The organism is Collinsella intestinalis (genome assembly GCF_902501455.1).
In the GTDB taxonomy this organism is placed as follows: domain Bacteria; phylum Actinomycetota; class Coriobacteriia; order Coriobacteriales; family Coriobacteriaceae; genus Collinsella; species Collinsella intestinalis.
Window position 1 is genome coordinate 162894 of record NZ_CABWIC010000030.1, and the last position, 13618, is coordinate 176511.

7 protein-coding genes are annotated in these 13618 nt (G+C 63.2%); 3 read left to right on the forward strand and 4 right to left on the reverse strand.

The features are described 5' to 3' along the window. Position 1: 1 nt before the first annotated feature. On the reverse strand, positions 2-2680 hold the full coding sequence (locus tag AOBCEHNH_RS07790) for a cation-translocating P-type ATPase (RefSeq protein WP_006723721.1): 2679 nt from the start codon (positions 2678-2680) through the stop codon (positions 2-4). A gap of 331 nt (positions 2681-3011) precedes the next feature. Between AOBCEHNH_RS07790 and pyk the strand changes: the two genes are divergently transcribed. Then, the gene (gene pyk, locus AOBCEHNH_RS07795) at positions 3012-4481 is read left to right on the forward strand and encodes a pyruvate kinase (RefSeq protein WP_152063818.1); all 1470 of its coding nucleotides are present in this window, start codon (positions 3012-3014) and stop codon (positions 4479-4481) included. Positions 4482-4623: 142 nt separating this feature from the next. Here the strand turns inward: pyk and AOBCEHNH_RS07800 are convergent, their stop codons facing one another. Beyond that, positions 4624-5481, reverse strand: coding sequence for a DUF4430 domain-containing protein (locus AOBCEHNH_RS07800; protein WP_152063819.1), 858 nt, complete (start codon positions 5479-5481; stop codon positions 4624-4626). Between the two features lie 12 nt (positions 5482-5493). Then, the gene (locus AOBCEHNH_RS07805) at positions 5494-10086 is read right to left on the reverse strand and encodes an outer membrane protein assembly factor BamB family protein (protein WP_193221230.1); all 4593 of its coding nucleotides are present in this window, start codon (positions 10084-10086) and stop codon (positions 5494-5496) included. Positions 10087-10710: 624 nt separating this feature from the next. Between AOBCEHNH_RS07805 and AOBCEHNH_RS07810 the strand changes: the two genes are divergently transcribed. Together AOBCEHNH_RS07810 and AOBCEHNH_RS07815 are read left to right on the forward strand one after the other, a co-directional pair. Next, positions 10711-11700, forward strand: a complete 990-nt coding sequence (locus AOBCEHNH_RS07810; protein WP_226803361.1) for a DUF389 domain-containing protein — start codon at positions 10711-10713, stop codon at positions 11698-11700. Positions 11701-11873: 173 nt separating this feature from the next. After that, a complete protein-coding gene (locus AOBCEHNH_RS07815) occupies positions 11874-12602 on the forward strand; it encodes a B3/B4 domain-containing protein (RefSeq protein WP_152063822.1) in 729 nt (242 codons plus the stop codon). A 217-nt stretch (positions 12603-12819) separates the two neighbouring features. On the opposite strand, the gene AOBCEHNH_RS07820 is transcribed toward AOBCEHNH_RS07815, so the two are convergent. Beyond that, a complete protein-coding gene (locus tag AOBCEHNH_RS07820) occupies positions 12820-13617 on the reverse strand; it encodes a gamma-glutamyl-gamma-aminobutyrate hydrolase family protein (protein ID WP_152063823.1) in 798 nt (265 codons plus the stop codon). Position 13618: the final 1 nt, after the last annotated feature.

The following is a 13618-nucleotide window of genomic DNA, read 5'->3' on the forward strand; positions in this document are numbered from 1 at the left end:
GTTAGTCCTGGTTCTTCTCGACGCGGCGCATAACGGCCTTGTAGATCTCCATCAGCGGGATGATCAGGAAGGCCAAGCCGAGGGCCGTGAACAGGGCGATCGGGTCGAGGGTCATGAAGCCGAAGACCTCGGCCAGGAAGTCGACCTCGACGGGCACGACCGTCAGCACGACGGCCAGAGCGGCAGCGCCCCACAGCCACTTGTTCTGCGTCTTCATGGAGAAGATGGAGGCGCGGCGGCTGCGCATGTTGAAGGAGTGGAAGATCTCGACCATGGACAGGGTGATGAAGGCCATGGTGACGCCCTCCGGGTCGGCGATGCCGTCGGTGAGCATGGACAGCTCGATGGCGCCGTTGTGGAAGTACATACCGGCGAAGAAGGACGCGAGCACCAGGATGGTGATGATGACGCCCTGGAAGGCGATGTCGATGCCCATGCCGCCGGCGAAAACGCCGTCGGAGGCCTTACGCGGCTTGCGCTTCATGACGTCGCCCTCGGCCTCTTCCATACCGAGCGCGAGCGCGGGCAGGGAGTCGGTAATGAGGTTGATCCACAGCAGCTGGACCGGCTGGAAGATGGTGAAGCCGATCAGCGTCGCCACGAACACCGAGAGAACCTCGGCGATGTTGGCAGACAGCAGGAACTGGATGACCTTGCGGATGTTGTCGTAGATACGACGGCCTTCCTCCACCGCGTTGATGATGGTGGCGAAGTTATCGTCGGCAAGGACCATGTCGGCGACGTTCTTGGTGACGTCGGTACCGGTGATACCCATGCCCACGCCGATGTCGGCGCGCTTGATGGACGGGGCGTCGTTCACGCCGTCGCCGGTCATGGCGACAATGTTGCCCAGGCTCTTCCAAGCGTCGACGATGCGGGCCTTGTGCTCGGGCTGGACGCGGGCGTAGACGGAAATCTCGGTGACGCGGGTCTTGAAGTCCTCATCGGAGATCTTGTCGAGCTCGGCGCCGGTGATGGCCTGGGAAGCGTCCTCGACGATGCCCAGGTCCTTGGCGATGGCGACGGCGGTATCGATGTGGTCGCCGGTGATCATGACCGGGCGGATACCGGCCTCCTTGGCCTCCACGATGGCCGCGGTGACCTCGGGGCGGACCGGGTCGATCATGCCGGACAGGCCGCAAAACACCAGATCGTGCTCGAGGGCCTCAGGGGAGAAGTCGGTCGGGGCCTCGGCGTAGGTGCGGTTGGCAAGGGCCAGGACGCGCAGGGCCTGGTCGGCCATGGCCTTGTTGGCGGCGAGAATCTGCTCGCGGCGCTCGTCGGTGAGCTCCACGACCTGGCCGTTGTCGTACACATGGGTGCACAGGCCGATGACGACGTCGGGAGCGCCCTTGGTGAACTGCTCGTAGTCGCCATCGACGTCCTTGACCACGACGGACATCATCTTGCGGCCGGAATCGAACGGGGCCTCGCCGATGCGCGGACGCTGCGAGTCGAGGTCGGTCATGCCAGCCTTGGCGGCGTCGTTGACGAGGGCGCACTCGGTGGGCTCGCCCACGGCCTCGCCCTTCTCGGCGTCGTACTTGGCGTCGGAGCACAGGGCCATGCCCGCAAGGAACTTGTCCTCGTCGGCGGCGAGCTCGTGCTTGACGACGGTCATCTTGTTCTGGGTGAGGGTGCCGGTCTTATCGGAGCAGATGATCTGGGTGCAGCCGAGGGTCTCGACAGCGGTCATCTTGCGGATGATGGCCTGGCGACGGGACATCTTGGTGACGCCCATGGAGAGGACGATGGTCACGACGGCGACCAGGCCCTCGGGGATGGCGGCGACGGCCAGGGACACGGCGACCATGAAGGTGTCGAGCATCATGGCCGGGTTGGAGCCCAGCTCGCCGAAGTGGCGAACGATATCCACGGCGAAAATGATCACGCAGATGGCGAGCACGAGCTTGGTCAGGATGCCGGAAAGCTCGTTGAGCTTCATCTGGAGCGGGGTAAGTTCCTTCTTGGCGCTGGTGAGCGCGGAGGCGATCTTGCCCATCTCGGTGTTCATGCCGGTGCCCACCACGACGGCGCGGCCACGGCCGTACACGACGGTGGAGCCCATGTAGCACATGTTCTTACGGTCGCCCAGCGGCACATCGTCGGTGCCCTCGGCGAGGGAGATGACGTCGGCGTGCTTCTCGACCGGGACGGACTCGCCGGTAAGGGCGGCCTCCTCGATCTTCATGGAGGCACTCTCGATCACGCGGCAGTCCGCAGGCACGGAGTCGCCGGCCTCGAGCAGGACCACGTCGCCGGGGACGAGCTCGGAGCTCGCCATATGGACCATCTTGCCGTCGCGGATGACCTTGGACTGAGCCGCGGACATCTCCTGCAGCGCCTCGAGGGCCTGCTCGGACTTGGCCTCCTGGATCACGCCGAGGACGGAGTTCAGGATGACGACGGACAGGATGATGGCGGCGTCCGCCCACTCGGGCTCGCCCTGGATGAAGCCGGTGATGACGGAGATGGCGGCCGCAACGAGCAGCATGATGACCATCGGGTCGCCCATCTGCTCGAAGAAGCGCTTCCACATGGGAGTCTTCTCTTCCTCATCAAGCTTGTTCGGGCCCACGCTCGCCAGGCGCGACTGCGCCTCAGCGGCCGTCAGGCCGGAAGCGGCACTCGTGGACTGCTCCTCGAGAACCTCCTCAGCCGAAGCCAAGTACTCTTTCAATCTAACCCCTCCCGGAGTATGCCAAGCGGGACGCAGGCGCGCCGCGCCCCAATCCAACAGTCTGACACCCGATTATAATTCCCGGAATCTGGGCAAGGGCTTGTCAATGGTCGATATGGTACCCAAGCTTTCGGGCCCCATGCCAGCTGGGGACGCGATTCGGCGCAATGCACACATACCGGAACGATAGGCAGTGCTCGAAGCAAGTTCAATATGAATTGAATCGGCACACGGTTGATTCATGTCGATAAGCGGCGTAGGTTTTCCTATAATGACTCTTGCATACGTATTCGCCCACAACGCCTATCACTGACATCAGATGGAGGTCTGAATGCAGCAGAAACTGAAGCGCACCAAGATCGTTTGTACCATGGGCCCTGCCTGTGACAACGACGAGACTATCTGCGAGATGCTGAAGGCGGGCATGAACGTCGCCCGCTTCAACTTCTCCCATGGCTCCTATGAGGAGCATCAGGGCCGCATCGAGCGTGTGCGCCGCTGCGCCGCCAAGGTCGGTAAGCCCGTCGGCATCCTGCTCGACACCAAGGGCCCCGAGGTCCGCACCGGCCTGCTCGAGGGCCACGCCAAGGTCGAGGTCCACGCCGGCGACAAGATCACCGTCACCGCCCAGCCCACCAGCGAGGACTGGCTCGGCAACGCCTCCCACATCTCCCTCGACTACGAGAAGCTCCCGTCTGAGGCTGAGAAGGGCTCCATCATCCTGATCGACGACGGCCTGATCGGCCTCGAGGTCGAGTCCGTCGACGGCCAGGACATGCACTGCGTCGTCCTCAACAACGGCCTTATCGGCGAGCGCAAGGGCGTCAACATCCCCAACGTCGACATCTCCCTGCCCGCCGTCACCGAGCGCGACCGTCAGGACATCCTGTTCGGCCTCACCCAGAACATCGACTACATCGCGGCCTCCTTCATCCGCAACGGCAAGGCCGTCGAGGACATCCGCCAGCTGTGCCGCGAGAACGGCGGCGAGCACGTGACGATCTTCCCGAAGATCGAGTGCGCCCTGGGCGTCGAGAACTTTGACGAGATTCTCGAGGCTTCCGACGGCATCATGGTCGCCCGTGGCGACCTGGGCATCGAGATTAAGCCCGAGCTCGTTCCGCACATCCAGAAGGAAATCATCGCCAAGTGCAACGCGGCCTACAAGCCCGTTATCACCGCTACGCAGATGCTCGACTCCATGCAGCAGAACCCGCGCCCGACGCGCGCCGAAGTTGCCGACGTCGCCAACGCCATTTATGACGGTACCGACGCCGTTATGCTGTCCGGCGAGTCCGCTGCCGGTAAGTACCCGGTCGAGGCCGTCAAGATGCAGGCCTCCATCGCCATCGAGACTGAGAAGCACATGGCCGTTCACGCCGAGCTCGCCATGCCCGAGGGCGCTTCCGGTACTCGCGTCGTCAACAACGTCGTGGGCATGTCCGCCGTCCAGATGGCCACCGCCGTGGGCGCCAAGTGCATCACCGTGCCCACCACCACTGGCCGCACCGCCCGCCTGATCTCCCACTTCCGCCCGAACATGCCCATCCTGGCGTTCTCCCGTCACGAGTGGGCTGTCCAGCAGATGATCATGTACTGGGGCGTCATTCCGCGCCAGGCCGAGATTACCCAGGGCACCGTCAACGGCACTATCGTGAAGGCCGTCGAGACGGCCAAGGAGCTCGGCTTCGTCGAGAAGGGCGACCTCACCGTCGCAACCGCCGGCGACGCCCGCCTCTCCGTCCAGCTCGAGGGCAAGGTCTCCTCGACCAACCTCGCCTACGTGGCTCAGGTCCGCTAATTCCAACAGCGCACCCATCGCGTACGCAAAAGGCACCGACTTCGCGTCGGTGCCTTTTTTTCATGTGCGGGGGAATTGCGCGCCCGCGATATAAACATACCCCGAGCCCGGACCATCGTCCAAGCTCGGGACTTTCGAAAACCTATCCCGTCACGTACACCCATACGACGCTATCACCGTCGTGCAGCTCGTGCACACTCGCAGAGTGATTTGGGAACGTGCCGTTGACCTTGTACTTCCAGCCGCTTCCCCCACCATGGTCGAACTCCGACAAGCCGCCAATACCCGCGACGTACACACCGAAGGCCGAATTGCGGGAATTGACGGAGAACCCAGTTGCGCACAGGGCGTCATACGCCGTGGACGAGGGCGCGAGCGCAACCGTGGTATTTGCCGAAACAGAGCCTCCCACCGACGAGGAGTCGACCGTGACGTTCACACTGATCGTAGCCGGGGCCTGCGGAGATGCAGCCTGCTGACCCGATGAGCCCGATCCCGACCCGCTGGGAGCCCCCGGTTTGCCGGCGGCCTGACCATCGGAAGAGCCGGAAGAACCCGATGAGCCGGAATGTGCAGCGGACTGCCCCTGAGCGCCCTCGGCAGGCGCAGCGGAACCACCGGACGGGCCATCCGCCTTGTCGGCGCCGCCACCCGTCGAAGCCGAGGCTTTTGCCCCGTCGCCCCGGTCGGGGTCGGCGTCGGAAGACCCCATTTCGTCGTCCGCACGCGCATCATCCGCATCATCCACATCAGCCGCAACGACCGCCGATCCGGCTTGCTGAACCTCAGGCGCGGGACTCGGACGGAGCGCGAAGTATGCCCCGGAGCCGATCACCAGTACCAGAGAAACCGCAAGCACCGCTCGTGCGAGGATCTGAGACCGGGATGCTCCGGGTGCTCCGTCAGATGTCTCGGCACCGCCGTTTGCTCCTTGAGAGGGGGCACCGGGGTACACTCGCTCATCAATCGACTCGCGTATCTTCTTATCTGCATCTGCCATATGGCTGCCTTTCTATCGACGACGACGGAATGCGCTCACCGCAAGCCAACCACCTGCCGCCGCCGCACCGACAACGCCGACAACCCCGGCGGTCGCCATGGCCCGTTCCATGACTGAGGAGGCACGTGCGGCGCCCGCAGCTATACCTGCAGACTCTGCGTCGCCTTCGGGCTGCTCGCTCCCTGTTTGCTCGGATGTTCCTTCGCCCTCGGTGCTCTTTCCGTGCGCATTCGCGGACTTGGCCGCGGCGGTCTTGCTGGGCCCCTCAGCCGGTTTTGCCGTACCGCCCGCCTGGGGCGCCGCGTGCTGAGGTCCGGTCGTCGGCCGCTCCTGAGAGCCGCCCGCTTGCTGTCCGGCCGACTCGCCCTGGTCAGACGGCGGGATGACCTCGGGGGCCGTTCCGTCATCTCCACCGGGCGCAGTCGTGCCGCCATCCCCATCGGAACCGCCACCCGGCTGCTCCACCTTGCTCCACTTGGCATACAGAGTCGTATCCCCCGCGATGGCTTCATCGGCATCCCACGGACGCGTGAGCTGCTCGTCGACGAACCAACCTTCGAATGTATAACCTTCGCGCACAGGCTCGACCGGAGCGGGAAGCTTCGCACCGCGTCTTACATACACCTTGGTGCGTCGCGCGCCGTTATTCGGCTCAATGGTGACCGTCCATGAGGGCGCGCCCTTAAGAGCGAAGAGCTTGCCCGAGTCATTCTTGTAGTACAGCGAACCATCTGGACCGGCGATAACGGAGTTCAAACAGTATTCCTGGTTTGCGTCGCTAGGCGTGTACAGCTCGTCTACCGCCTCATCGCCGATGCGATAGCGATACAGGGAGCTCGGTTTCCAATTCACCGTGAAGTAGACGTACGCCCCGTCGTCCTGGACGGACACGAGTGGGGAGGATTGCGAGTACATCGTGGGCAGCGCACCGCCGTTGGTGAGCTTGCACACCTCGCGCTCAACCCGCATAGTCTCCGTGTCGATCACGAACACCGCGGCGTACTTCATATATTTACTCGGACCCTGAGTGGCAGATTGCCCGCAGAGCACGATCTTGCCGTCCACGATGGCAGGTGTCGACGTATTGTACTTGCCGAACGTGACGCTTGCCACCTCATTGATCGACCCATCGGCGGACATCGAGAGCTTGTGCAGCGTTCCCTTGTAGTCCGCAACGTACAGGTACGAGCCGTCCGTGACGACGGTGGATCGGACCTGAGCGCCCGCGTTGAACGGGGTACCCACCGTCTCGCCCGTAGCGGGATCGAAGGCGTAGACCAAACCCGCATCGTCGCCGACCACCAGGTAATCGCCAAACGCACAGGCTCCGGCCCAGTAATAACCGCCCTTGGCCTCATGCTGCCAGCGCACGGCGCCGGTCTGCAGGTTCACGCACATCAGGTAGCCCGAACCCGAACCGTCATAGCTGCCATCCGTGGTGCCCGTGTACACGTAGCCATCGCGCACCGTCAGCGTGCCGAGGGACTGCTGGGGCCTCGAATCGTCCGACGCGGACGTCACCGGCTGGGTCACCCAAACGGTGGTGAGCGCATCGGCAGTCAACGCCTGCAGACGACCGCCGCCCAGAGGAACGACAATCAGGCCCTCCGCGTACACCATGCGAGATGTCGAATCGATCGGCACGAGCAACTGGGCCTCGCGCACCGTCTCGCCCGTGGCGGGGTCTTTCATAAGCAGCTTGTCATTCGACGCGATGTAGAGGTAATCACCCGCAAGGATGGGGTCGGAGATACCGGGGGCCTGTGAACCGCCCTCCCCCACGCTGACGACCCACTTCTCCTCCGCCGCCTCGACGGGCGTCAGAGACGACGTCGGCTTGTTCGAAGTAGTGAAGCTCGGCCAGGAGCTTTCCCAATCAGGACGTGGGGCGGCCGGATCGATCGCGATGTCCTGCTCGGGAAGCACGGCGCCCGAGTCATCCTCGTACACAAGCTCAATCACATCGCCATCGGCGACCTGGTACGCATCCGGATACACCTTGGCGTCCTCACCGTTGACGACGAACTTCCAGAAGCGCCACGGCGCAGAAGACGACTTCGCGAGCGTGCGCTCGCCGCCAGGGGTCGTGATGGAGAACGGCACGCCCCCTTCGAGGCTGTAGGTGTAACCCGACTGGGTCAGAATTCTGGCAAAGAGATCCCATGCCGTTGCGGCCTCATCGGGCTCGACTGTCAGCTCGGTCAGAGGAATCCACGTCTCCCGCCGCACGCCCTTGTCGGTCTCGGGGGCCACGCCCACCACACGCGCGGAAACGGCGAGCGCGTGGGCGGCATTCGGGTCGTCCTCACCCGTCGTGCCGCGCACAACGAAGGTCGCAGAGACTTCCTGACGGCTCAGCGCACGATACTTCTCGAGGACGACGGGGCTGATTGACGGATCATCTTTGAGACGCTCGTAATAGTCGCCGTACTTCTCACTCTTCAGGCAACTCGTGATGGTCACGCGCGTGTTGTACGTCGGCGCCTTCAGCATGTGCAGCGTCTCGGACTCGATCACCGAAGGAGCGCTCGACTTGAACTTGTCCCACTGCTCGCTCGGATGAGAAAGGTCGATGGAATCGGGCACGATGCCGGTGCCAGAGACCTCAGCACGGGTTCGCGCCCACACGAGATTGCCAGATTCGTCTAGACGGGCTTGCATGAAGTAGCGAAGGTCCTTGGAAACCGCGCCCGGGCGGGCGTTGTCGCCCAACAGCGCCTGAGCATAGCCGTCCTTCACCTGCTGCATAAGAGCGAGCTCGCGATCGATATCGGCGGTGTCCGAGGCCTTCACGGTCAGGTCGATCGACCGGGTGCGAGCGACATTTCCGCTCCTCACCGTCACCACGAGGGTATCGTGCGCATCGGGGTAGCCGGGCGCCGGTCGCGTCACACGCAAACGGCTCCCATCAACCGTGCACGCGCCATCCCCGCCGGATTCCACCTCGTACTGGAGACGGTACTTCCGCGCGGTAATACCGAGGTCCCTCTTGATGGGAAGCTGGATATCGCCCGTCACGGCCGCCGGGTCGATTCGCTCCTTCGAGCCGAAATCCTTGAGCTGCACTTTGCCAAGCGCGGCATCGAGACGATCCTCAACCGTCGGATCAGTGGCAATCGACTTGACGATGACTTTGAACGTCTTGTTGACCGTAGGCGATTGCTCTCCGTCTGTGGCGCCGGTGAAACGAAGCGTCGCCGTCAGCTCGGCCTCGACATCCTCGGACTGCTTGCGCGCAAGCTTGCCCTGGGCGTCGATCACGCCGCTGTCGCTCGTCTGCCAGCTGAGCTCCACCCAGTCGGGCAGAATCGGATCGAGGTCCAAATCCTTGCGCGCCTCGACCGTATTCGAATCGTCATGTGCCTCGCCGCCCTCAAAAACCAGGAGGTCCGAAGCCTTGAGCTTATGCCCGGCAAACTCCTCGAGGCTTTTGCGCACGCGCGCCATATCCCAACGGATGGTGATATATCGCGTCCATGTCGCCGTGGTACCGCCCGCAGCGATCTCGAAAACGACCTTGACACTCGCAGAGCCAGCGGGCTTGTCGACCTTTGCCAGATCCTCGAAATAATAGGTGACGTCTCCGTTGCCCTCGCCCTCGGCGGCACTGACCGTCGCATCGCCCTTACCGGCCTCAGCTGACACTACACGCGCAGTCGCATGGGTGAACCCAAGCTCATGGAGCTTATCTTCCACGAGCTTGCGCACGTTATCGCTCGTTCCATACGCGGGGCTCGGCATGAAAGAAGCACGATCGAGGGCGGCGATGGCCGCCTGAGCGGACTGGGAGCCAAGCACAGGGGCGGCAGTCGCCTTGACCTCGTTGTAGCCACCGGCCGTCGCCGTAACTCGGATCTTCGCTCCGACCATGGACGAATCGAGCTTCAACTCCTGCTTTGTGGCGCCAGCGATCTTCTCATACGAACCCGTGGCGGTGCGATCGATCCACCACTGGTAGGTCACACTCCCCTCCGGCGGAATCTTTCCCGCCGTGAGCACAGGCCTTGCAACCAGTGTCGCCTGGTCGTCGACGGTTCCGCCATCCTTGGCCGCAATCGAGATGTTCGCCAAACGCAGCGCGCCCGCCCGAGCGATGGGGCCCTTCACGTAAGAAACGGACCCCGTACCACTCGTGGCATCGACGCGCAAATACATGCCAAGCGCTTCTGCGCCCGCAGGAATATGCGCGACTGAGTCCGTACCAAGCCCTCGGCCGCTGGTGTCACCTTCATTTTCAAGCAGGGACCACGTATAGCTCACGCCCTCGGTAACAGGCGTGCCATTCGATGCGCTGTCAGCAGAGCTGCCGCCCGTGATGGCAACCGCCTCGATCGCGTCTCCCGGAGTGAGTAGGGCATCCACATCCGCGCTGATCTTCTTGCCGGCGCGGTGCATTTCGACGCGGCTCAACTCGATCGTCTTTGATTCCTCGACGGCAGTCGCGGGCTCGGTCGCATCGGACGAGACTCGTTCCACCACGACATCGGGCGCAACCTCCGCGGACGGAACTGACTCGTCGGAAGCTTCAGCCGTCACATCCCCTGCAAGCGCCTCCTGCGCCCATAGAGGTGCCGGCACCTGCCCGACCAGCAGCGCGTTGATCAATAGAATGGTAAGACCTTTGCGAGCGACGGGCCGCCACGCAATCTGCGACCACCCGCGCGATTCGGGATTTCCGATCATATCGGACCCTTCCTATCCAGGGCCGCGCGCCGTTGGGCGCGTAGATGAGAGGCGATCCGACTCGGCAATCCATCGCGGCGGGATTCGTCCGATCTGCGATTCCCTATTGCCACGATTTGCATCACGGTTACTGGTATAGCTGGGGATTTGCACCCCGATTCTCCTGGCAGTACGCCCTGATAGCGCACGGCCGTGCGTCTCCGCACCATCACCTTGGCCAATTTAAAATCATGCTAGCACAGGCACATCCTCATTCCAGACGTAGGGGAATCAAATGCGAGTACTATCGCCGCAAAATCCCACGTCCCATACGTTGACACGATGACCGCTTGGGACAAGAATGCCGAGGTGGCAGGGACATTCGAGGTCCTCGATACAAACATGGGACGGATCATCTTGGCAGAACACGACGAGAATCTGAGAAAGTACATCAACCGGCACAGGCGCCGACACGGCAAACGCGGCACCCTCGAACGCTGGGGCTATGACCTTCACCGATTCCTCCGGCGCGCATTCAACATCCGAGAAGGCCGCGCACCCTACCACGTGATCAGGAAGCGCTTCGTCAACGGGGCGCGCCTCAACGGAACCCACCTGTGCATTCTCGTGATCGCCATGGTCATCGCCTGCGTCGGCTTGGACACCGATTCGGACATCGCCATCGTCGGAGCCATGCTCATCTGTCCCATCATGGGATCCGTCCTCGCCATCGCCTACGGCATGGCGACGGTCGATCGGGCGCTCATCCGCGACGCGGTGGGCGGGCTTGCCCTGCAAATGGCCTTCTGCCTCGTCACCTCAACGCTCTACTTCCACTTCTCCCCCGTCGCCGGCATGACCCAAGCGCTGACCGACAATTCCAATCCCACCGCATGGGACCTGCTGCTCGCGCTCGTGGGCGGCTTCGCCGGCGGGCTGGGCAATTCACGCGACCAGGAACCGGCCACCCTCATCTCCGGCGTGGCGGTGGCAACCTCGCTCATGCCGCCACTATGCGCCGCGGGCTTTGGCCTGGCAGCCGTCGACGGCGGGCTTTTCCTCTCCGCGCTGTACGAATTCGGCATCAACGTCGTATTCATCGCGCTCTCCGCACAGGTCGTGCTGCTGCTTCTGCGCGTGCCGCTCAAGCGGGACCTCAACGACGACGGCGTGATCACCGCGGCCGAGGAGGAGAGCATACAGGCGCTCTCCCATTCACTGCGCTGGCGCATCTTGCTCGGCACGGGGCTGTTCGCCATCCCCTGCCTGTTGCTCACTGCAAATCTGATTCGCGAAGCGGACGCCCCGGCACCGGCGGCGTTCGGCGCAACCGAAACAGCACAAGAACTTGCCGTTGTCTGCCCCGGTTTTGAGGAGTACACCGTGGGCAACGAGACTGCCGTCGAAGCGGGCGACACGCAGGGGCGCACGGAGCTTGTGGCGCACGTCTCGACGAATGTCGCCCTCGACGAGGAGGCTCGCAAGGTCGCCGAGGATCTCATCCGCATCGACGTCCCCGAGATCGACCGTGTCGAGTTTTCAGTCGCAGCCTCTTAGCGTACAATGACCCCTGATACATAAACGCCCCCTTCTCCGGATGGGGGCGGCGCTGAGGCGCTCACGTGCCGGCACCGTAGGACTTTGAAGGTGGCCGGTGGGTGGGCGCCTTTTCGCAAACGGGCAATTGCACGCAATTTCCCGGGCAATCGCCAATTCAAAGGAGGAACCACATGAAGAAGTTCGTGACCGAGGATTCGTTTTGGCAGCTCTTCCCGGGCGCATCGCTCGGCGTTATCGTCGCGCGCGGCATGAAGCCGGCGAACGAGATATCACCCGAAGACGCGCAGGCGATCGAGCAGCTTCTCATCCGCGCCAATGCACTCGCCGAGAAGCACTTGGAATCGCCCACCCTCTCCGAGAACGCGCCCGTTCGCGCTTGGCGCCAGGCCTATCAGCAATTCAAGACCAAGCGCGGCGCGCGTTGCTCCATCGAGAACCTGCTCAAGCGCGTCCTCAAGGGCAACCCCGTCGGCAGCATCTCGCCCTCGGTGGACCTCTACAACGCGATCTCCCTCAAATACGCCCTGCCGCTGGGCGGAGAGGACCTCGATACCTTTGAGGGGGACCTGCGCCTTCGCATCACCGAGGGCGGCGACGCATTCACGCCGCTTGGCGAGGGTGCCGAGAACGACCCCACGCTGCCCGGAGAGCTCGCCTATGTAGATGACGCGGGTGCCGTGTGCCGTTGCTGGAACTGGCGAGACGGCGTGCGAACCGCCCTCACCGATAACACAGGCAATGCCTTCCTCATCGTCGAATGCGTCGATCCCGAGCGCATCGAGGACTGCCGCGCCGCCACCGAAGAGCTCGCGCAGCTCGTTGAGCAGCACCTGGGCGCGACCATCGCGGTCGCAGAGCTCATTACATATGATCATCGCGAGACAATTATCGAGCCCTAGAAACTCGATCAAGCGAACGAAGGCGTTCGAGATGCATCCCACGACCACGACCAAGTTGAGCTTTTTCGTACTCAGTTTTTCCTTTAGCGAGTAGAGATGCCGGCCGGCCGTTTGCGACCTGCGCTTTTAAAGCAGATCGAAGACGCCCTACTCGCCTTGCTCCGATTTTGATACGAAAAAGCTCATCCAGCTTTCTTGGCGCGTCGAACGGATGCCCTCAAGCGCATCTTTCCGCCAGCGGCGACCCAACCCACCGCTCGCCACGCGCCGCCCGCACAAAAGCGCACCAGAGCTTGAAGTCGGTAGGTATGGACTCCCAGGTGTACTCGGGATGCCATTGCACACCCATGCAGAAGCGCTCGTCCTCCACCTCGATGGCCTCGGGAACGCCGTCGGTTGCCACGGCCACGAGGCGCACGCCGTCGCCGAGCCTATCGACGCAACAATGATGGCTCGAGTTGACCTGCACCTCGCCCGGCCAATCGAGGACACGGGCGAGCAGCGAGCCGTCCTCGACCGCGATCGGGTGCGCGGGATCGTTCAGGATCGGGAGATGGCGCCAATGGACCTTGCCCTCTGGCACGGGCAGGCTCGGCACGTCCATGCACAAAGTGCCGCCGAGCGCCACGTTCAGGATTTGCATACCGCGACACGTCGCAAACAGGGGCTTGTGCGCCTTCAGCGCCGCGCGGATGAGCTTGAGCTCGAAGGAGTCGCGCTCGTGGCAGAGCAGGCGCTCGTCATACGGCTCCTCCTCACCCCACAAGGCGGGGTCCACATCCTGCCCGCCGGGAATCGCCACACCATCGGCCATCTCAACATAACGCGCGATGACATCCTCGTCCTCGGTAAGCGCCATGATGAGCGGCAAGCCGCCCGCGGCGAGAATCGCGTTGAGAAACACCGTGGACCCCGTCTCCTCGGGGGCCAGGCGCTCCGGCATCTGCAAGCACGGCTTGGGCTGCTCCAGACGCGGTGCAATGAGAATTATCGGTCTGTCATCTGCTGCGGTCATA

What these genes read in the sequence shown, in the direction of transcription:
- pyk (WP_152063818.1), top strand. Translation starts at nt 3,012, where the DNA reads ATGCAGCAGAAACTGAAGCGCACCAAGATCGTTTGTACCATGGGCCCT.
- AOBCEHNH_RS07800 (WP_152063819.1), bottom strand. Translation starts at nt 5,481, where the DNA reads ATGGCAGATGCAGATAAGAAGATACGCGAGTCGATTGATGAGCGAGTG.
- AOBCEHNH_RS07815 (WP_152063822.1), top strand. Translation starts at nt 11,874, where the DNA reads ATGAAGAAGTTCGTGACCGAGGATTCGTTTTGGCAGCTCTTCCCGGGC.
- AOBCEHNH_RS07820 (WP_152063823.1), bottom strand. Translation starts at nt 13,617, where the DNA reads ATGACCGCAGCAGATGACAGACCGATAATTCTCATTGCACCGCGTCTG.